Origin of the sequence: Mesorhizobium sp. M7A.F.Ca.MR.176.00.0.0 (assembly GCF_004023165.1) — a bacterium.
Classification (GTDB): domain Bacteria; phylum Pseudomonadota; class Alphaproteobacteria; order Rhizobiales; family Rhizobiaceae; genus Mesorhizobium.
Genome location: NZ_RZTC01000044.1, coordinates 33,193 through 52,230, shown reverse-complemented (window position 1 = coordinate 52,230; position 19,038 = coordinate 33,193). Strand labels below are relative to the sequence as shown.

21 protein-coding genes and 1 pseudogene are annotated in these 19,038 nt (G+C 62.0%); 8 read left to right on the top strand and 14 right to left on the bottom strand.

Annotated features, from left to right (window positions below):
* Positions 1-108: 108 nt before the first annotated feature.
* Together der and EOB59_RS16685 are read right to left on the bottom strand one after the other, a co-directional pair.
* Positions 109-1,539 carry a ribosome biogenesis GTPase Der gene (der, locus tag EOB59_RS16690; RefSeq protein ID WP_127396280.1) on the bottom strand — a complete coding sequence of 477 codons (1,431 nt, stop codon included), beginning with the start codon at positions 1,537-1,539 and terminating at the stop codon, positions 109-111.
* Positions 1,536-2,201 (bottom strand): tetratricopeptide repeat protein, encoded by a 666-nt coding sequence (locus tag EOB59_RS16685; protein WP_127811033.1) that lies wholly within the window; start codon positions 2,199-2,201, stop codon positions 1,536-1,538. The genes der and EOB59_RS16685 overlap by 4 nt, the downstream gene beginning before the upstream one ends.
* Positions 2,202-2,414: 213 nt before the next feature.
* Here EOB59_RS16685 and EOB59_RS16680 point away from each other — a divergent pair, with 213 nt between their 5' ends.
* Positions 2,415-3,413, top strand: coding sequence for a polysaccharide deacetylase (locus EOB59_RS16680; RefSeq protein ID WP_128288813.1), 999 nt, complete (start codon positions 2,415-2,417; stop codon positions 3,411-3,413).
* Positions 3,414-3,435: 22 nt separating this feature from the next.
* Here EOB59_RS16680 and sbmA read toward each other — a convergent pair whose 3' ends face one another.
* From sbmA to EOB59_RS16665, 3 genes are all read right to left on the bottom strand, one after another.
* Positions 3,436-4,698 carry a peptide antibiotic transporter SbmA gene (gene sbmA / locus EOB59_RS16675; protein ID WP_128288812.1) on the bottom strand — a complete coding sequence of 421 codons (1,263 nt, stop codon included), beginning with the start codon at positions 4,696-4,698 and terminating at the stop codon, positions 3,436-3,438.
* Positions 4,699-4,811: 113 nt separating this feature from the next.
* Complete coding sequence (locus EOB59_RS16670) at positions 4,812-5,972, bottom strand: YbfB/YjiJ family MFS transporter (protein WP_128288811.1); 1,161 nt, start codon at positions 5,970-5,972, stop codon at positions 4,812-4,814.
* Positions 5,973-6,086: 114 nt separating this feature from the next.
* Positions 6,087-6,308, bottom strand: a complete 222-nt coding sequence (locus EOB59_RS16665) for a hypothetical protein (RefSeq protein ID WP_128288810.1) — start codon at positions 6,306-6,308, stop codon at positions 6,087-6,089.
* 95 nt (positions 6,309-6,403) lie between these two features.
* Here EOB59_RS16665 and EOB59_RS16660 point away from each other — a divergent pair, with 95 nt between their 5' ends.
* Genes EOB59_RS16660 through EOB59_RS16650 form a run of 3 tightly spaced genes read left to right on the top strand, consistent with a single transcriptional unit; the run spans position 6,404 to position 9,022 of the window.
* Positions 6,404-7,390 (top strand): LysR substrate-binding domain-containing protein, encoded by a 987-nt coding sequence (locus tag EOB59_RS16660; protein ID WP_128288809.1) that lies wholly within the window; start codon positions 6,404-6,406, stop codon positions 7,388-7,390.
* The gene (locus EOB59_RS16655; RefSeq protein WP_128288808.1) at positions 7,387-8,643 is read left to right on the top strand and encodes an aminopeptidase; all 1,257 of its coding nucleotides are present in this window, start codon (positions 7,387-7,389) and stop codon (positions 8,641-8,643) included. The genes EOB59_RS16660 and EOB59_RS16655 overlap by 4 nt, the downstream gene beginning before the upstream one ends.
* Before the next feature lie 16 nt (positions 8,644-8,659).
* The gene (locus EOB59_RS16650) at positions 8,660-9,022 is read left to right on the top strand and encodes a DUF488 domain-containing protein (protein WP_127270292.1); all 363 of its coding nucleotides are present in this window, start codon (positions 8,660-8,662) and stop codon (positions 9,020-9,022) included.
* 196 nt (positions 9,023-9,218) lie between these two features.
* Here EOB59_RS16650 and EOB59_RS16645 read toward each other — a convergent pair whose 3' ends face one another.
* Positions 9,219-9,554, bottom strand: coding sequence for an ArsC family reductase (locus EOB59_RS16645; RefSeq protein WP_245481766.1), 336 nt, complete (start codon positions 9,552-9,554; stop codon positions 9,219-9,221).
* 160 nt (positions 9,555-9,714) lie between these two features.
* Here EOB59_RS16645 and EOB59_RS16640 point away from each other — a divergent pair, with 160 nt between their 5' ends.
* Together EOB59_RS16640 and EOB59_RS16635 are read left to right on the top strand one after the other, a co-directional pair.
* A complete protein-coding gene (locus tag EOB59_RS16640; RefSeq protein ID WP_128288807.1) occupies positions 9,715-10,071 on the top strand; it encodes a metalloregulator ArsR/SmtB family transcription factor in 357 nt (118 codons plus the stop codon).
* Positions 10,068-10,547, top strand: a complete 480-nt coding sequence (locus tag EOB59_RS16635; RefSeq protein ID WP_128288806.1) for an SRPBCC family protein — start codon at positions 10,068-10,070, stop codon at positions 10,545-10,547. Before EOB59_RS16640 ends, EOB59_RS16635 begins: the two co-directional genes overlap by 4 nt.
* A 103-nt stretch (positions 10,548-10,650) precedes the next feature.
* On the opposite strand, the gene EOB59_RS16630 is transcribed toward EOB59_RS16635, so the two are convergent.
* On the bottom strand, positions 10,651-11,004 hold the full coding sequence (locus EOB59_RS16630) for a nuclear transport factor 2 family protein (protein WP_128288805.1): 354 nt from the start codon (positions 11,002-11,004) through the stop codon (positions 10,651-10,653).
* A 166-nt stretch (positions 11,005-11,170) separates the two neighbouring features.
* On the opposite strand from EOB59_RS16630, the gene EOB59_RS16625 reads away from it, so the two are divergent.
* Complete coding sequence (locus EOB59_RS16625) at positions 11,171-11,875, top strand: SOS response-associated peptidase (RefSeq protein ID WP_128288804.1); 705 nt, start codon at positions 11,171-11,173, stop codon at positions 11,873-11,875.
* 29 nt (positions 11,876-11,904) lie between these two features.
* On the opposite strand, the gene EOB59_RS16620 is transcribed toward EOB59_RS16625, so the two are convergent.
* The 7 genes from EOB59_RS16620 to EOB59_RS16590 all read right to left on the bottom strand — a co-directional run bounded on the left by EOB59_RS16620 (position 11,905) and on the right by EOB59_RS16590 (position 18,517).
* Positions 11,905-12,219, bottom strand: a complete 315-nt coding sequence (locus EOB59_RS16620) for a hypothetical protein (RefSeq protein WP_027036017.1) — start codon at positions 12,217-12,219, stop codon at positions 11,905-11,907.
* 212 nt (positions 12,220-12,431) lie between these two features.
* The gene (locus EOB59_RS16615) at positions 12,432-13,517 is read right to left on the bottom strand and encodes an ABC transporter ATP-binding protein (RefSeq protein WP_128288803.1); all 1,086 of its coding nucleotides are present in this window, start codon (positions 13,515-13,517) and stop codon (positions 12,432-12,434) included.
* The gene (locus EOB59_RS16610; protein WP_127328457.1) at positions 13,507-14,115 is read right to left on the bottom strand and encodes a cupin domain-containing protein; all 609 of its coding nucleotides are present in this window, start codon (positions 14,113-14,115) and stop codon (positions 13,507-13,509) included. The genes EOB59_RS16615 and EOB59_RS16610 overlap by 11 nt, the downstream gene beginning before the upstream one ends.
* 212 nt (positions 14,116-14,327) lie before the next feature.
* Positions 14,328-15,398: an ABC transporter substrate-binding protein gene (locus EOB59_RS16605; protein ID WP_127396838.1), complete on the bottom strand. Its 1,071-nt coding sequence runs from the start codon at positions 15,396-15,398 to the stop codon at positions 14,328-14,330.
* Positions 15,383-16,252, bottom strand: coding sequence for an ABC transporter permease (locus tag EOB59_RS16600; protein ID WP_128288802.1), 870 nt, complete (start codon positions 16,250-16,252; stop codon positions 15,383-15,385). Before EOB59_RS16600 ends, EOB59_RS16605 begins: the two co-directional genes overlap by 16 nt.
* Positions 16,249-17,133, bottom strand: a complete 885-nt coding sequence (locus EOB59_RS16595; RefSeq protein ID WP_127396840.1) for an ABC transporter permease — start codon at positions 17,131-17,133, stop codon at positions 16,249-16,251. Before EOB59_RS16595 ends, EOB59_RS16600 begins: the two co-directional genes overlap by 4 nt.
* Positions 17,134-17,236: 103 nt before the next feature.
* Positions 17,237-18,517, bottom strand: a complete 1,281-nt coding sequence (locus EOB59_RS16590) for an FAD-dependent oxidoreductase (protein WP_127396841.1) — start codon at positions 18,515-18,517, stop codon at positions 17,237-17,239.
* Between the two features lie 238 nt (positions 18,518-18,755).
* On the opposite strand from EOB59_RS16590, the pseudogene EOB59_RS36410 reads away from it, so the two are divergent.
* A pseudogene (locus tag EOB59_RS36410) lies at positions 18,756-19,038 on the top strand (fumarylacetoacetate hydrolase); the annotation flags it as partial.

Sequence of the window (19,038 nt, the reverse complement as noted above, 5' to 3'; positions counted from 1 at the left end):
GATCTCCCTCCTTGCGGGGGAGATGGCCGGCAGGCCAGAGGGGGGTGCTGTCCCGCCAATTTTGCGGAGAATTCCCGCGAGCAAAGGGGCTCATTCGAGCCCGACCGCTTATTTGCGCTTGTTCGACCTACCGGCGAACGGATTGTCCGACGTGCGCAGCGCAATGCGGATCGGCACGCCGGGCATGTCGAAGGCTTCGCGCAGGCTGTTGGAGAGATAGCGGACATAGGATTGCGGCATCGCATCGGGCCGCGAGCACTGGACAACGAAACCCGGCGGCCGGGTCTTGGCCTGGGTGACGTACTTGACCTTCAGCCGGCGTCCGGCCACGGCAGGCGGCGGGTGGTGCGCCAGGATGCCTTCCAACCAGCGGTTGAGCTTGCCGGTCGAGACGCGGCTGTTCCACACCTTGTGCGTCCTGATGACGGCATCCATCAGCTTGTCGAGGCCGCGCCCGGTCTCGCCGGAGACAGGTACGGCCTGGAGGCCGCGCGCCTGGGGAAGAAGCCGTTCCGTCTTCTCTCGCAGTTCGGCCAGAAGCTCCTGGGGATGGTCGATCAGATCCCATTTGTTGAAGGCGATCACCGGCGCCCGGCCTTCCCTGATGATCAGGTCGGCGATCTGCAGATCCTGCTTCTCGAAGGGGATGGTGGCGTCGAGCACGATGATGACGATCTCGGCAAACCGGATGGCGCGCAGACCGTCCTGCACCGACATCACTTCCAGCTTTTCATGAATCCTGGCCTTGCGGCGCATGCCGGCCGTGTCGAACAATTTCAGGCGGCGACCATGCCAATCCCAGTCGACCGAGATCGAATCACGGGTAATGCCGGCTTCCGGTCCGGTGAGCAGCCGCTCTTCGCCGATCAGCGCGTTGATCAGCGTCGACTTGCCGGCATTGGGACGGCCGACGACAGCGATGCGCATTGGCTTGGTGTCGTCATAGGTGTGCTCGGCATCCGGATCGGCGATATCCTCGCCGATCAGAACCTCGCCGGCAGCAACGTCTTCGTCTTCGCCTTCTGCTTCGCCGAAGGCGCGCGCTTCGCCGAGCGCGCCGATCACGGCGTCGCGCAAATCGGGCATGCCCTGGCCATGCTCGGCCGAAACAGGGATCGGCTCGCCAAGGCCGAGTTCCCAGGCTTCCAGCATGCCGCCCTGGGCGCCCTTCGCCTCGGCCTTGTTGGCGACCAGCACGACCGGCTTGCCGGACTTGCGCACGATCTCGGCGAAGGTCCTGTCGTCAGGCAAAAGCCCAGACTTGGCGTCGATGGTGAAGAAGATCAGGTCGGCCTCGCGGATGGCGATCTCGGTCTGCGCACGCATGCGGCCGGGCAAGGTCGAGGCGCCAGCGTCCTCGAAGCCGGCGGTGTCGATGACGTCGAAATGCAGGTCGTAAAGCTTGGCGGCATGGACGCGACGGTCGCGGGTGACGCCCGGCGTGTCGTCGACGAGCGCCAGCTTCCTTCCCACCAGCCGATTGAAAAGAGTCGATTTGCCGACGTTAGGTCTGCCGATGATGGCGACTTTGAAGGTCACGACGCACTGCCCGACCCGCGGATCAGCTCGGACATCAATGTTGCGCGCTCGCGGGTGTTGCGCGGGGCGCCGTCATCGGCGGCGATCTGGTCGAACAGTTTCAGCGCATCCTGCGTCTTGCCTTCCTTCCAGGCGGAAAGGCCGAGCGCCTCGCGCGCCGTGTGGCGCAGCGTGTTGGTGTCGGATGTCAGTGCCTCGACACGGCTGGACACGTCGGCGAAGGAGCCATGGTCGACGAGCAGCAGCGCTGCCCGCAGGCGCGCCATGTCGCGAATTCCCTGGGGAATGGCTGTGTCGGCGGCGACTTCGTCGAAATCCTTGACGGCGGCGGGAACATCGCCCTTGTTCGCCTTGACGGTCGCGCCGCGCATACGGGCGAGCAGCGGATAGGCGCCGTAGCCATCCTTCTCCAACTGATCGAGCGCAGTCAGCGCCTCATCGTTCTTGCCGTCATTGGCAAGCTTCAGCGCCTGCGAGAACGCATCGCCCGAGCGGTTGGCGCGCGTCTCGTCCCAATAGCGATAGCCGACGAAGGCGGCGGTGCCGAGCACCACGAGGACCGCAATGACAATCAAGGCCGGGCCAAAACGGTCCCACAGCGCCTGCGCCTGCTCGCGACGGATCTCGTCGTTGACTTCACGGATAAAACTGTCGTCGGACATCAATCAAACCATTCCTGCCCCGTCGGGCCTTTGTCAGCCCGCGTTTTAGCGAAATTTTGCCGGCATGGAAGGGGTTCAACCGGAAAATCGCCTATTGTCCGGGGCAAACGGATGTTTGCCCCGGACAAGCAGCCGAAAAGGCCAATCGCACCCACGCCACATTTAGGCGATAGCCGGCTTGCAGACGTTCCCCGAGTGAAGATCAGATTGCCTATGCTTCGTCCGTTCCGCGTTGTTGCGTTTTCGCTTGCGGCACTCGCCGCCGCCGGTGGGGCTTTGGCCGATCCACTGGCGCCGGCAAAGCCGAAACAGGTCGTCATCATCTCATTCGACAGTGCCCGCGACATTTCGCAGTGGAAACGCAGCCGGGCACTGGCTGAGCGCACCGGCGCGCACTTCACCTATTTTCTCTCCTGCGTCTTCCTGCTGTCGACGGAGACACGCAAGGAATACACCGCACCCGGCAAAGGCGCCGGCAAATCCAACATCGGCTTTGCCGCCTCGAAGCAGGAAGTCACCGAGCGGCTCGAACAGATCGGCCTTGCCGCGCATGAAGGCCACGATATCGCCAGCCATGGCTGTGGCCATTTCGACGGCAAGGACTGGAGCAAGGCCGACTGGCTGAAAGAGTTCAGTTCGTTCGAGCACATTCTCGAGAACGCCTATGCGATCAACGGCATTGCACCCGAACCACAGGGCTGGCGGGATTTCGCGCGGCATGCGGTGGTCGGCTTTCGCGCGCCGTATCTGTCGACCGGCAAGGCGCTTTACGAGGCGCTGCCGGCGGCCGGATATCAATTCGATGCCAGCGGCGTCTCGCAGGGCCCTGCCCGACCGACGGCCAGCAACGGCATCATGCACTTTTCCCTGCCGCAGATTCCGGAAGGACCGAAGTCGCGGCCGGTTATCGCCATGGACTACAATCTGTATGTCAGGCATTCCGGCGGCTTCGAGCGGCCAAGCCAAGCGGGCGAGTTCGCCAACCGGACCTATGCTGCCTTCCGCGCCGCCTTCGACAAGCAGTATGCGGGAAAACGCATTCCACTGGAACTCGGCTTCCACTTCGCGCTGATGAATGACGGCGCCTACTGGAACGCGCTGGAGCGCTTTGCCGGCGACGTCTGCGTCAAAGCCGATGTCGAATGCATCAGTTTTCGCGATTATGTTTCGCGACAGGACGCTGGCCAAAGGCAGGTCTCAGTCGGCGGCTGAGCCGCCGACTTTCACACCCCAGTCAAGCTGGATCGGGCGCCTGCGCCTGGCGGTCAAGATAGCGTTGGTCGATTTCCGGCAGCGGCTCGCCATGCAGAGTGGCTTCGAAAGCGCGCAGACGCTTGTAGATCGAGATCAGCTCAACCACAGTTGGCCACGAGTTTACAAGATACTGGAACGACGATGTCACTTGGGAGAACGCATTGCTGATTTGATTCAACAAACCTAAAGTGATCGCACCAGCCGCAATGGACGGCGCCATCAATATCAAAGAGAATATGTTGTTCGTTTGCAAATAGAGGTAGCGAAATACGTTGAAATACACGTAGTGAAAATACAGCCTAAAATAGTTTCTTCTTACATTTCCAAACAATTCTCTCACAGCAGGTGGCTGTGCTCGATTCGGGTCATCTTCACCAAGGACCAATTCTTTTCGATAAGCCGCCTCAACGCGCTGGTTCCGGAACTGAAGCCCAGGCAATTTAACGCCGACCACAGCCAGAAGCACGGTGCCAAACAAGGCCCAAAAAATAGCCGACAATAGCAGCGGATGCGGTATCACACCCACGATCGGCAATTCCGTGATGTGAACCGACAGGGCTATGAGCAGCGGAGTGAAGGCGATGAGGGTCATCACCGAGTCAATCAAATTGCCGCCGAGTTGCTCCATGATCGTGGAGAAACGCATCGTGTCTTCCTGGACACGCTGTGAGGCACCCTCAATATGCCTCAGCTTCTGCCAGTTTTCCATGTAAAACTGGTTCATTGCAGTGCGCCAACGGAAGACATAGTGACTTACCAAAAATACAGTAAGCGCACTGACCACCACGGCTACACCGGCAATTCCCATGAATGTAGCAATCTGCCAGTAGATATCGGCAGCGGTGATCTTTATTTTGCCCGAAATGGTATTCTGGATCAGATCCCAAAATGGCCCGTACCAGTTGTTGATGGCAACGCTCACCTGAACCTGGAAATAGGTGATGAAGAGGATCAGCACAGAGCCGAGAATGGACCAGATCTGCCATGGGTGTGGCGAATACCAAGCCCAAAAGGCGTAGAAGAGCGCCACTACGACGGCAAAATATACGTAGAACCATAGAAACGGCAGTGACCAGAATGATGAGACACCGATGATCGGCGGCGCATCGGGAGCAGCTGGAGGCATACCGAAAACACCACCAAAATGTTCCCCTGCGTAGAACCAGAGCAAGACGGCAAGCAGGCTCCAGACGACCGCCGAGCTAAAAAACAGCTTCGGCTTTGGAAAAAACGATACGAACACTGTGGCGAATTCCTCGATCTGGGCGCAAATCAGCTGACGGCAGCGGGCATAAAGTCACACATTAGTGGGAAAGAAAATGCCCGTGCCCGATGCCCGGCACAGCAAGCTCACAATCATGGCGATTTTGGCGCAGCCGACCATGTGATGGCGCCGGAGACGACCAGCACGATTGCGGCGGTGATCGAGGCGAGGAAGAAATCGCCGGACATTTGCGCCAGAAATCCGGCCGCGACCGGCCCGATGATCTGGCCAAGGCCGAACGCAGCCGTCATCAGGGCAAAGATCCGCCGCGGCGCGCTTGGCGCCTGCTGCCGGGCGGCCTGCAGGCCAAAGGCGGTGATGGCAATGAAGGTGCCGCCGAGCAGCACGCCGGCAAGCAGCGGCCCGGTGGCGCCGCCGATGGCGACGCTGGCGGTGACGCCGGCAACTTCGATGAAGCACGCCAGCGCATAGGCGGCATAGAGGCCGGTCCGCGCCGCGATCTTCTGCCAGAACCAGACCGAGGGAAAGCCCGCAAGACCGGCGACCATCCACACCATGGCCTCGAAGATGCGGCTGCCGCCGCCTTGCCGGACGATGGCGACCAGGAATGTCGCCGTCACCACATAGCCAAAGCCGAACAGGCCGTAAGCGATGATGACCTTGACCAACGACCGGTCCATCCGCAGTGCCGGCTCGCGGGAGACTTCGCCGTCGCCGAGCGGACCCTCATTGACCAACAGAGCCACGAGGACGAAACCACAGGCCGAAATCGCCGCCGACCACAGCCAGCCTGCCGCCCAGCCCGAATGCTCGGCGACCAGCACCGCCATCATCGCCGCCGATGCCGCTATGCCGAGCCCGACGCCGCCGAAATGCCAGGCCTGCAGGTCGTTGCGACCGGCAGCCGCGATATGGCTGAAAACGATGCTGGCCATGAACACCATGACGAAGGCGCTGGCCAGACCGGCCAGAAAGCGGATGGCGAGAAAGGCCGCCATCGCTTCGGTCAGCCCCATCAGCGCGGCAAGGACCGCACTGGCGCCAAGCCCCGCCAGCATCAGCAGGCGCTCGCGCCCATGCGCCCAGCCGCCCGCCGCCGCTAACGCGCCGACGAGGTAGCCGAGATAATTGGCCGACGCGATCCAGCCGGCATCGGCAGGCGACAGATGCAACTCCTGCATCATGCCGGGCAGGATCGGCGTGTAGACGAAACGGCCGATGCCCATGGCGACAGCCATGGCAATCATACCGGCGAAAGCGAAACGCAGTGCTGTCGAGTTGGCTGATGTCATTGCACTGCACAATAAGTACAGGGATCGCTGAAACAATCGCCATCCGTTGGGCCAGTGCGTGCGCGGGACGTGGTGCTCGCCTCGACTTCCTATGTCGGAACGCTTGGCGCCTGCTCAGCAGCGGCCGCCGGCGGACAGCGGAGCCGTCTCGTGCACTGTCCGCCGTGCCGTCAGCCTGAACGGCACATCGCCCAGTTCGCGCTCTGACATGGTGTTCAGCACCGGATGCGAAAGCGGATCGATCTGCCATCTCTGCGCCTCGCTGTCCCGGCGCTGCTCATACGGCCCGCTCGCAGTGAAAAAGACCTTCAGCGACGACGACAAAATCCCTAACATTTCCGGCTCCCCAAGTCTGTCCCTCCCGACAAAATCTGCCGTTTCGACATGCCTTTCAATTGAGATTTCAGCCGGATCAGTTTAGAAAAACTCAAATGCTCAACCGCGTCCATCTCAACGGCCTCCGCGCCGTCGAAACCGTTGCCCGTCTCGGATCACTGGCGGCGGCGGCCGGTGAACTCAACGTTTCCGTCAGCGCCGTCAGCCAGCAGATCAGCCGTACCGAAAAACAGCTCGGCCAGGCGCTGTTCGAGCGAACGGCGAGCGGTCTGGTGCTGACCGAATTCGGCGCCGTTTTCGCGACCCGCCTCGGTGCTGGATTTCGTGAGCTTGCCCAGGCCGTGGCGCTGGCCGACGAGGCTACGCAATGCACATTGGTGGTTTCGGTGGCGCCGGCCTTTGCCTCGAAGTGGCTGTTGCCCAGGCTATCTCGCCACTTCGACCGACATCCCAACGTGCTGCTGCGCATCGACGCTTCGGTGCGGCTGGCCAATCTCGATCACTCGGACATCGACATCGCCATCCGGCTTGGCGACGGCAAATGGCCTGGCGGGCGGGCGGAACTGCTCTTGGCGCAGGAAGTCTTCCCGGTCTGCGCGCCGGCGATCGCCCAAAAACTGAAGTCGATCGAGGACCTTGCCCAGACCTGCGCGATCACCGACGAGCGGGCAATGATCAACTGGGAAAGCTGGTTCGAGACAGCAGGCGTTCCGCCTGTTGCCTTCCTCAAGGGTGCGCGTTTCACCGACCCGATGCTGTGCCTGGAATCGGCGATTGCCGGTCATGGCGTGATGCTGGGCTGGCAATTGCTCGCCGCCGACGCGCTGGCCGACGGGCGGCTGGTGGCGCCTTTCGGAATCCGCGCCCAGAGCGGGCTCGGCTATTGGCTGGTGACCTCCAGCACCAAGGCGGAAAGCCGTAAGGTCCGTGATTTCAAGCTCTGGATCAGGGAAGAGATCGAGGCAACCATGGCGCGGTTCGGGTCCGTAAACCCAGAACCCGCCGGCGCGATCGCGGTGGCAAGGACGGAGGCACCGAGCTATGTAGGGTCGGACATCAAACTACGACAGGCAGGATCATGACCACACATTCGCGCGGCGTTTCCGCATCGATCGACCCGGTGAAGCTCGACAGGCTGGCGGAAGTCGCCATCAAGGTCGGACTGCAATTGCAGCCGGGGCAGGATCTGGTGCTGACGTCGTCCATCGCGGCACTGCCGCTGACCAGGCGGATCGTCGAGCATGCCTACAAGGCCGGCGCCGGGCTGGTGACGCCGATCTTCAACGATGATGAGATGACGCTGGCCCGCTACCGCTTCGGTGCCGATGCGAGCTTCGACCGCGCCGCCGGCTGGCTCTATGAAGGCATGGCGAAGGCCTTTTCCAACAATGCGGCCAGGCTTGCCGTGCGCGGCGAGGATCCGTCGCTGCTCTCCGCACAGGATCCGGCGAAAGTGGCGCGCGCCAACAAGGCGAATTCGATGGCCTACCAGCCGGCGCTGGAAAAGATCACCGGCTTCGACATCAACTGGAACATCGTCGCCTATCCGGACCTCGCCTGGGCCAAACAGGTCTTCCCCGGCGATGCCGACGATGTTGCGGTCGTGAAGCTCGCCGATGCCATCTTCGCCGCTTCGCGGGTCGATGTTGAGGACCCGATCGGCAATTGGAAGGCGCACAACGCGGCGCTTCGCAGCCGCACCGAATGGCTCAATGGCCATAATTTCCACGCGCTGCATTTCACCGGACCGGGCACCGACCTGACCGTTGGGCTGGCGGACGGCCATGAATGGATGGGCGGCGCCTCGACCGCCAAGAACGGCATCACCTGCAATCCCAACATCCCGACCGAGGAGGTCTTCACCACGCCGCATGCAAGGCGGGTCGAGGGTCATGTCTCCTCGACCAAGCCGCTGTCCTACCAGGGCACGCTGATCGACGACATTTCGGTGCGTTTCGAAGAAGGCAGGATCGTCGAGGCCAAGGCATCGAAGGGCGAGGATGTGCTGAAGAAGGTGCTCGATACAGATGAGGGCGCGCGCCGCCTCGGCGAAGTGGCGCTGGTGCCGCATTCCTCGCCGATCTCGGCAAGCGGGCTGTTGTTCTTCAACACGCTGTTCGACGAGAACGCCGCCTGCCATATCGCGCTCGGCCAGTGCTATTCGAAGTGCTTCGTCGACGGCGCCTCGCTCAGCCAGGACGAGATCGCGGCGCGCGGCGGCAACAAGAGCTTCATCCACATCGACTGGATGATCGGTTCGGACAAGATCGACATCGATGGTGTCCACAAGGACGGCGCCCGCGTGCCCGTCATGCGCAAGGGTGAATGGGCTTGACCGTACGGAGGGTGCGATGGCCTTCGACCTGGCGGTCAAGCGTATCTACGAGCCACCCGCGCCCGATGACGGGCAGCGGGTTCTGGTCGACCGCATCTGGCCGCGCGGTGTCAGCAAGGAAGACGCTGCGCTGACGCTGTGGTTGAAGGACATCGCACCGAGCGACGACCTGCGAAAGTGGTTCGGCCATGCGCCGGCGCGCTGGCCGGAGTTTCAGGAGCGGTATCGTGCTGAGCTGGACGGGAACGGCGAGGCGGTGAGTGAATTGCGAGGCTTGATCAGCCACGGCAAGGTGACGCTGCTCTATGGCGCGCATGATGAAGCGCATAACAATGCGGTGGCGCTGGCGGGGTATCTCAGCGCAAGCGCTCACAATTAGCCATCGTTAGCCAGACCTTCGTCATCTTCGGGCTTGACCCGAGGATCCATGCCGCGACCTCAGTCGAAAGGCGCAGCGGAGCAGAATCTGCACCGTTGCAACACGGATAGATCACGGCATGGATCCTATGGTCTGCGCTGCGTCGCTCCGCTCCTTGCTTCGCCATAGGATGACGAAGTGAGGTGTATGCGCTGCCCTACTTCACCACCGCCTCATAAACATCAGCCTTGAACCCCACCAGAATCCGATCCCCAACCTCCAGCACCGGTCGCTTGATCACGGTCGGCTTGGCCAGCATCAGCGCCTTGGCCTTCTTTTCGTCGAGGCTCTGCTTGTCGTTGTCCGGCAGCTCGCGAAACGTGGTGCTACCCCTGTTGAGCAACTTTTCCCAGCCGACCTTGCCAACCCAGCCATCGAGCCGCTTCGCGTCCAGTCCCTCTGCCCTGAAATCGTGAAACCGGTAGGCCACGTCATGGCCATCCAGCCAAACCCGTGCCTTCCTGACCGTGTCGCAGGTGGTGATGCCGTACATGGTGATCGTCAAAACAGTGGCCCTTCGGATTTCGAATCTGACCGCAGATTAAGGACGCTCTGCGCGCTTTGCCAGCGCTGCCCCGGCAGGCCTTCGGTTTTGCCCTTGCCAACACTAAGGAATTTTCCTAAGTGTTTTGACAGCGCCTCAGGACCAATCAATGACAAGCCTCCAGACCCCAACTCCGAGCCCTCCACCGATCGACGGCATCTTTCGCGCTCTTGCCGACCCGACGCGACGCCGCGTTGTCGAGCGGCTGAACCGCAGTCCCGCCTCGGTCAGCGAACTCGCGCAGCCTTTCGAGATGGCGCTGCCGTCCTTCATCGAACATCTCAAGATTTTGGAAGGCTGCGGGCTGGTGCACTCGCAAAAGACCGGCCGGGTCAGGACCTATCAGCTGGCACCTGAGCCGCTGAAACTCGCCGAAAACTGGCTGGCCGAACAGCGCACGCTTTGGGAGCGCCGCCTCGACCAGTTCGACGCCTATGTGATGACCCTCAAGGAGACAGAAAAATGATCTATCCCCTCAAGCCGGATCCCAGGCTGGACCTCGTGCTGGAGCGCGTCATCGATGCGCCGCGCGAATTGCTGTGGCGCGCCTTGACGACGCCGGAGCACGTCAAGCAATGGTTCACGCCGAAGCCTTGGATGATCACCGACTGCGAGATCGACCTCAGGCCGGGCGGGCTGTTCCGCACGCGCATGCAGTCGCCCGACGGAACCGAGGTCAACGACCGCCATTGCTGCTATCTCGAAATCGTGCCGAACGAGCGGCTGGTGTGGACGGATGCATTGTTGCCGGGTTACCGGCCGTCTGGGGAACCCCTAATCACCGCTGTCATTTCCTTGCAGCCGGACGGCAAGGGCACGCGCTACACCGCCACCGCCATCCATCGCGACGAGGCGACCCGCAACAACCATGAAGAGATGGGTTTCTTCGACGGCTGGGGCACGGTGGCCGATCAGCTTGCGCAGTACGTGAAGACCATTTGAGCCTCTTACATGGCGGCCTGGGACATCGTCCCGGCCGCCATACTTATTTTTCAACCTCCAGCGACGAGATCGAGTTCCCGCAAGCCGATGGTATTTCACGGCCTCAATAATAGAAGCGCTCTTCGGTGATCTTGCCGGTTTTGACCGTGTAGAGGCCGACTTCATCCATGGTGACGCGCTCGCCGGTAGCCTTGGGCGTTATGTCGAACTTGAAGCGCACCGCGAACTGGTCGCCGTTGACATAGGGACCCTCGACCGAGCCGCCATGCACTTCATTGTTCTCCTGCCACCACTGGCCCTTCTGCCTGAGAGCCTCCTTGCCACGGGCAATAGCCATTGGCCCCTCCATGGCTTCGAGGCTGACGATATCGTCTGCATTGTATTTCTCGGCAGCGGCTTCGTTGTCGCCCTGCTTGAGCAGCTCGGTGAAATCCTTGGCAATTTCCGCGATGGTCATTTGTGTTCCTCCTGTTCAGACGCACTGCAAGTAGGGAACAGCTTACTGCCCTGCCATCGTCGGGCCGCGTCGTAGCTGACAAGCCATGTCAGGATGATAATGTCGTGCAGATCGCGCTCCCGCACATCCGGTTGCGGACACAAGCCAATTCCGCAATTCTAGGTGAATGTGCAACCTCTACAATATTACCACGACGCAAGAGGCGGTCCGCCAATGGACACGCACAATGCGCGACGTCAGCGGCAACCTTGAGCCTTCGCTTGACGTCTATCCCAATCAGCCTGGCCTAGTCGTTCGCAACACGGCGGATGGGGAGCGTGAGCTGGCGAAACTGCTTTGGGGTTTGCCAACGCCACCTGAACGCATAAAAGGCAAGGCGGACTACGGCACCACCAACGTGCGCAATCCGCAATATTCGCACTGGCAGCAATATGTCGGCGTCGAGCACAGATGCGTCGTGCCGGTGACCAGCTTTGCCGAACCCAGCCCTACCCCGAACGACAAAGACCCAGACACAGGCATCCAGCGCAATTATTGGTTTGCGCGTGACGAGAGCCGGCCGCTGTTCTTCTTCGCTGGTTTCTGGACCCGTTGGCAAGGCGTTAGAAAGGTCAAGGATGGTCCTGGCAACTTCGAGCTATTTGCCTTCATGACAACCAAGCCTAACGCCGTCATCGCGCCGATCCATGAGAAGGCTATGCCCGTGATCCTGACCACGCCGGAAGATGCCCAGGCCTGGCTTATAGCGCCGTGGGCAGAAGCGAGGCATTTGCAGCAGACAGCGCCGGACGATGCATTGGTAATTGTTGAGAAGCCCGCCACGCAGATCAAGTTTCCGCAGCAGGTGCCAACTCAAGGGTCTCTGTTCTAGGCCGCAGGATCGACTAATCAGCCGCTTTCTTAATCGTCGTCTCGCCAGATCACCCGGCGAACCATGCGGATTTCGACAAGGCGCCTGACCCGAATTTTCAAGCGTTCAGCGGCGCTCGGCAAAATAATGCTGGCATCAAGCTCGCGAAGCTTGCAGCGCTCGCACCGCATATGCCGTTCGACGTCCCAAAAGGGAATATCCCCCACAAGCTTTGCGAGATCGCCGGGCAGATAGTGCCGAGTGATGTTGCAGTGCCGGCATCGAACACGAATGAGTTGCCCGACTTCGTGCGCAAGGCACAGGGTCTGCACATTTCGGCGCGGTCGGCTGCTCAATTCCGGCATCGGCCAAACTAGGAATATATTCCCCGGCGAGTCAATTCCTACTTAGTTCCATGGTCTTTTGTTCACAGCCGGCTGACAGGTCCACATAGTCAGGGCGACGACGGCCCGTAGCCGATGATGCCCTTGACCTCGAAGTTGGTCGCCCAATCGGCGTAGTGCTTGTAGCCACGGAGCGGCGCGAACGGATGCTTCGGTTTTTAACGTAGCTGAAACTAACCTGGTAGCACCGGGCAGTTGGCACCACGGCGCAGGCTGATATGCGCCACGTCTCCGACGCTGAATTGGGAACCCTCGGCCTGGCGCGGTGCATCGATGACAACAGGGGCGCCCTGCCCGAGCTCGGCATGCAGGCGCAGCGTGCGGCCGTGAAAGACGACGCTGTTGACGCGCACCGGCGCGGTGCCAGGCGCCGCCTCGGCCATCGCCAGCAAATCCTCCGGGCGCACGCCGATGGTCCGCACCTCGCCTTCGCCGAGTAGCTGGCCGGTTTCAGAAATGGCCTCCAGCGGCAGGGTGCCGGCCGTGAAACGCAAGCGATCGCCATCGCGGCCGACGAAGCGCGATTGCAGGAGATTCATGGTGCCGATGAAGCTCGCCACAAACTTCGTGGCGGGCCGGTCGTAAAGGGTGGCCGGCGGCGCGATCTGCTCGATGCGGCCCTTGTTCATGACGACGATGCGGTCGGAGATCGACAGCGCTTCGGTCTGGTCGTGGGTGACCATGACGAAGGTGGTGCCGAGCCGCGACTGCAGCCGCTTCAGTTCAACCTGCATCTGCTCGCGCAGATGCGCATCGAGCGCCGACAGCGGCTCGTCGAGCAGGAGCACGCGTGGTTCGCAGACGATGGCACGCGCCAGCGCGACACGCTGGCGCTGGCCGCCCGACAGTTCGGAGACGCGGGCGCCAAGCTTGTCGGCGAGACCGACCATGTCGAGGGCTTCGCCGGTGCGCTTTGCCTGTTCGGCTCCAGACAGTTTGCGCAGTGACAGACCGAAGCCGACATTTTCGGCGACATTCATGTGCGGGAACAGCGCATAATCCTGGAACACGGTGTTGACCGGCCGGTCGAAGGGCCGAAGGGCCGTGATATCGCGACCATCGAGCAACACCTTGCCGCTCGACGGGCTTTCGAAACCGGCGATGACGCGCAGGCTGGTGGTCTTGCCGCAACCCGACGGCCCGAGCAGCGTGACAAACTCGCCGCTGATAATGTCGAGATCGACGGCGTCGAGCCCGACGATGCCGCCAGGGAAAATCTTCGAGACCGCCTGCAGTCGCACGAGTGGATCAGGCGCCATCGCGAACCTCGGACGGCTTCGTGGTGTTGACCCAGAGGATCTGGCAACGCTCGGCGCCGGGATTGCGGAAGGCATGCAAAAGCGTGCTCTTGAACGCAAAGCTGTCGCCGGCCTTCAGCACGTAATTTGTCGAATCCACCACCAGTTCGACCTCGCCGGCCAGCACGAAGCCGAATTCATGGCCGGCATGGGCATAGGCTTCGGCCGTGCCGCCACTGGCTTCCACCGTCACCAACATGCCGGTCAGCGTCGCGCCCGGCGGCGACAGCAGCGCCTTGGCAATGCCTTCCGATTTCACCGGGATCTGCCGCCGCTTGTCGGCACGCACACAATAGAGATCGCTGACGGCATCGTTGCCGTCTGCGATCAGCGCAGACGGCTCTATGTCGAGAGCAGCGGCGAGCGGCCAGATCACCTTGACGCGCAGCGAGGACATGCCGCGCTCGATCTGGCTCAACGCACCGATCGACACCCCGGCTTTTGCAGCAAGATCGGCCAGCGACAGATTGCGCTCCAGCCGCAGCGCCCGCACGCGCCGGCCGACCCGCACATCGGCATCGTCCTTCGGCTTCTCAGCCGGTTCGTCCAGCATGTCCATCAATTCGTCCTCGTTTGCAGTCTATCCATCGGAGCGCGGCGAAGCGTCGATAAGCTCCCCCTTCTCCCCTTGTGGGAGAAGGTGTCGCCGCAGGCGACGGATGAGGGGTGCTCCAGCTTGGCGACGACGGCGATCCGCCACGCACCCCTCATCCGTCTCGGCGCTGCGCGCCGATCCACCTTCTCCCACAAGGGGAGAAGGCAGGCCTCAACTCACCCGCCTGCCTTGACCTTTTCGAACATCTTGGCGAGGTCGTCATTCTGTTTCATCGGCCCGGTGAAGATGGTGGTCTTCAGCAACACCTCGGGATCGGATGGCAGCTGCAATTTCTCCAATTCCGCCTTCGGCACGGTGGCGAAGGCGGAGCTCAGCGAGCTGCCGTAACCATAGGCCTGGATCAGGTATTTGCCGGAGTCGGCATCCAGCCGGCTGTTGATGAAGTCATAGGCAAGATCGACATTCTTGGCGTCCTTGAGCATGACGAAGCCGCAGGCCCAGGTCAGCATGCCCTCCTTCGGCTTCATGAACTCGACCGGCACGCCCTGCTTCTTCAGCGACGTGGCGGACGCGTTCCAGGTCATGGCGGCGACCAATTGGCCGCTGGCCAACGCCTGTTCGACGGAGGTCATGTCGGTGGTGTAGTTGGAGAGCAGCGGGCGCTGCTCGCGCAGCTTCTCGGCCACCTTGTCCATTTGCTCCGGCGTCATGTCGAACGGATTGACGCCGGCGAGCAGCGCGGCCACCACAGGCGTGTCATGCACCGCGTCGATCGTCGCCATGCGGCCGGCATACTGCTTGTCCCACAAAAGGTTCCAGCTCGCTTCCGGGTTCTTCACCAGATCGGTGCGGTAGAGGATCGAGGTGTTGCCCCAGTCCCATGGCACCATCCAGACCTTGCCGTCGCCGGCCTGCAGGTCGGGCAGGTTCTTGAACACCGGGAAGATCGAATCCCAGTTCTTGATGCGCTTGGTGTCGATCGGCTGCAGCAGGCCTTCCTTGTTCCAGCGCGCCACCTTGTCATAACAGGGATGCGCGATGTCGGGGCGGAAGCCGGCCTTGACCTTGGTGAAGGCGTCATCGTCGTCACCGAAGATGGAGGCCTCGACGCCATCGGGATGCGCGGCGAGGAAGCTCTTGTTGAAATCGGGCAGTTCGTAGCCCGACCAGGTGAAATATTGCAGCTTGTCGCCGGCGAAAGCGACGGTCGACGACAGCGCCAGCGCGAACGCCGTCAATCCAGCGCAAACAGTCTTTGCAGAGATCGATTTCAGGTCGAATGCCATTGCAGTTCTCCTCTCTTGGTTTGTTTTGGTTGTGATGGATCCGGGGGCTTTGGCGCCGTGGCGGACAAGCCGCGATGGCGCAGGATTTCAGCTGCTGCAGCGATGATGAAGGACACAGCCAGGATCGAAGTGCCCAGCGCCATCACCGTCGGCAGCGACTTTGGAAAACGCAGCTGGCTCCAGATGTAGAGCGGCAGCGTCGGCTCGGTGCCGGCGAGGAAGAAGACAACGATGAATTCGTCGAAGGAGATCAGGAAGGCCAGCATGAAGGCCGAAATGATGGCCGGCAGGCTGAGCGGCAGCATGACCCGCCGGAACGTCGTCCAGTCGGAGGCGCCGAGATCGAGCGCCGCCTCGCGAATGGTTTTCGGGATGGCGGCGAAGCGGCTGCGCATGATCACCACGGTCGTCGGCAGCGCGACCAATATGTGGCCGAGAACGATGGCAATGCGCGATGGCCCCAGACCAATGAGGTTGATGAGGATCAGCAGCGATATGCCGACAATGACGCCGGGGATCAGGATCGGGAGCCTTGCGATGGCGCTGATGGTGGCGGCCAGCGGCGAGCGGCCGTAGAGGTCCATGTAGGATACGGTGATGCCGCACAGCGTCGCGCCCGTGGCGGCAATGGCGCCGATGACGAGGCTGTTCAAGAGTGCACCGGTCAGCGCCGAATTGCCGAACAGTGTCGCGTACCATTGTAAGGTGAAGCCTTGCAGCGGAAACGCTGCCTGGATCGAGTTGTTGAAGGAAAACAGCGGGATCAGCAGCACCGGCAGATAGAGAAAGACCAGATAGGCGATGACGTAGACGCCGAGCCAGCGGCCGCCTCCCTGCGTGCGTGCAGCGCTCATGTGCGGCTGCCAAATCTGCGGTCGGCGAAACGCGCGACCAGCACCACGGCAAGGATGACCAGCATGACGGCGACGGAGAGTGCGGCGCCAAACGGCCAGTCATTGGCCTTGCCGAACTGCGCCTGGATCAGCGTGCCGATCATGGTGCTGGCCGGGCCGCCGACGAGCGCCGGCGTGACATAGTCACCGACCGTCGGCACGAAGACGACAAGGGCTGCCGCCAGCACGCCCGGCATCGAATTGGGCAGCACGACCCGGCGGAAGGAAGTGAAGGGCCGCGCGCCGAGATCGGAAGCGGCCTCGATCAGCGATTTCGGGATGGTGTCCAGCGCCACGTAGATCGGCAGGATGGCGAAAGGCGCATAGGCGTGCGCTAACGTGACGACGACGGCCGCCGGCGTGTTGAGAAAGGCCAATGTCGGTTCGGACCAGATACCGCTTTCGATCAGCGCCGAGTTCAAAACGCCATTATAGGCGAGCACGATCTTCCAGGCGAAGACGCGCAGGAGATAGCTGGTCCAGAATGGCAGCGTCACCAGAAACAGCAGCAGGCCGCGCCGCCGGCCGGCGTGGAAGGCGAGGTAGTAGGCGACGGGATAAGCGGTGACGACCGTCGCCAGCGTGACCAGAGCGGCAATGATCAGCGAGCGCAGCGTCACCGTCCAGTACAGCGGATCGGACACCACGGTGACAAAATTCGCCACGGTGAAGCCGGCGCCGAGCAGCGAACCGTCATTGCCGCGGAAGGCGAGAAAAAGCACGAGGCCGAGGGCAAACAGGATCAGCAGGAAGGTGACCAGCGCGCCCGGCAGCAGCATGGCGACCCGGAAGCCCTGAGAAGACCGGGCCTCTGGCGCTGATGTTGCAACTAGGGCCGACATCGACCTGCCTATCGGAAATTTGAAATTATCTTAGAGTTTTTCATATTCATGAAACTGTCAAGCGGAATCCCAAACGGAACCCCATTGACAGGAATTGCTTTGGTCAGCGCTCCAACGCATCGAGCAGCCGGTACCAGGCGATGGTCGCGGCGACGCCAACCTGGCGGAAGGCGTGAAACGGGATCGGTCGGATCGGCGAGACCGGGAAGGGCAATTGCCTGACATCGCCACTCTGGAGATAGCCGGCGATGCGCTCGCCAAGCGCGGTCATCAGGCCGACACCACGACCCTGGCAGCCGGCCACGGCCAGCAGGCCCTGCTCCGGCTCATGGATGTGCGGCAGATGGTCCGGCGTCATCGCCACGCGGCCGAACCAGCGCTTCTCGATGGCGACACCGGACAGCACGGGATAGAGCCGCCGCAGCGCCCGCTCGAGATGCGCCCAGTCGCCGGCGCTCGTCGGCAGCGCCATGCGACCCCGGCCGCCAAGCACCAGCCGGCCGTCGGCGCTCTTGCGGTAGTAGACGAGGATGCGCCTGGAGTCCGACACCGCCTGTCCTTCCGGCAGGATCGTGGCCGCCAGGTTGGGCGGCAACGGCGCTGTAGCGATCTGGAAAGAATGCAGCGGCACGATCGTCTGGGCGAGACCGGGGATCAGACCGTCCGTGTAGGCGTTCGTCGCCAGCACGACCGCCTTTGCCTGCAATTGCACCCCGTTTTCAGTTGAAACACGCCAAACGCCGTCGCTTTTGTCTAGCCGCACCACCTTCTGATGTCCGGCTATCCTCACTCCAGCCGCGGTCGCGACCCGAGCAAGTTCCCACGTGTAGGCGAGCGGATCGATCACACCGGCGCGGCGGTCGAGCCAGCCGCCGAGATAACCCTGTGCACCGGTCTTGGCCGCGATCTCCGCCGCATCGAGCAACCGGACGTCGGCACCACGCGCCCGCCATTGCCGATCACGGTTTACCGCCGCCTTCAGTGCGGCCTCGGTGTGCGCAGCCTGGATCCAGCCATTGCGAACGAACGGCACCGCCAGTTTCTCGTCGCGGATCAGCTCGAACACCGCATCGGCGGTCGACGCCGCGAAATTGACAAGCGCCTCGCCGTGCTCCGGGCCAAAATGCTCCAGCAGCCATTCCGGATCGTATTTCAGGCCGGGAATGACCTGACCGCCATTCAAGCCTGATGCGCCCTGGCCGATCTCGCCAGCGTCCAGCACCTGCACCGACAGGCCAAGCCGGGCGGCATGCAAGGCGGTCGACAAGCCCATGATGCCACCGCCAACGATGGCGAGATCGACACGTTCGCCATTGGGAAGCGATTGAAACGTGGAAGCTGTCTGTGGCTTGCGCCAGATCGGATCGGAGAATGCTGTCGCCAAAGGTCACCTGAATGCGCTGCGATTGGTGAAAATCCTAGTCAGAATTTCACAATTTTGAAAGAGCGCCTTGGCTTTCGTCTGTGGACTGCCGCCGAGACGATCGGAGACCCAGAGTTTCCGATCGTCTGCGACGGGATAGACCTTTGACGGGAATCCGGTGAAAGTGCCGCGCCGATCCGGCCAGCCCACATTGACCATCACTTCGCCACATTGTCGATCACGCAGAGGACAGAGCGCTATGACGAACCCGACCCACCTGCCCACCGAGGGCCTTTTTGTCGGACGCGCCAGAAGCAGCGATGCCGCATACCCGCTGGTCGTCGCGGTGCGCGATGGCACGGTCTTCGACATCACCTTGCGTGCGGCACCAACCATGCGCGACCTTTGCGAGATGGCTGACCCGGCTGCGCATGTCCGCTCGGCCGAGGGCAGACCGATCGGATCGCTCGATGACATCGCCGCCAACAGTTTTGAGACCGGGCGCGATCCAGCAAAACCCTACCTGCTCTCACCGGTCGACC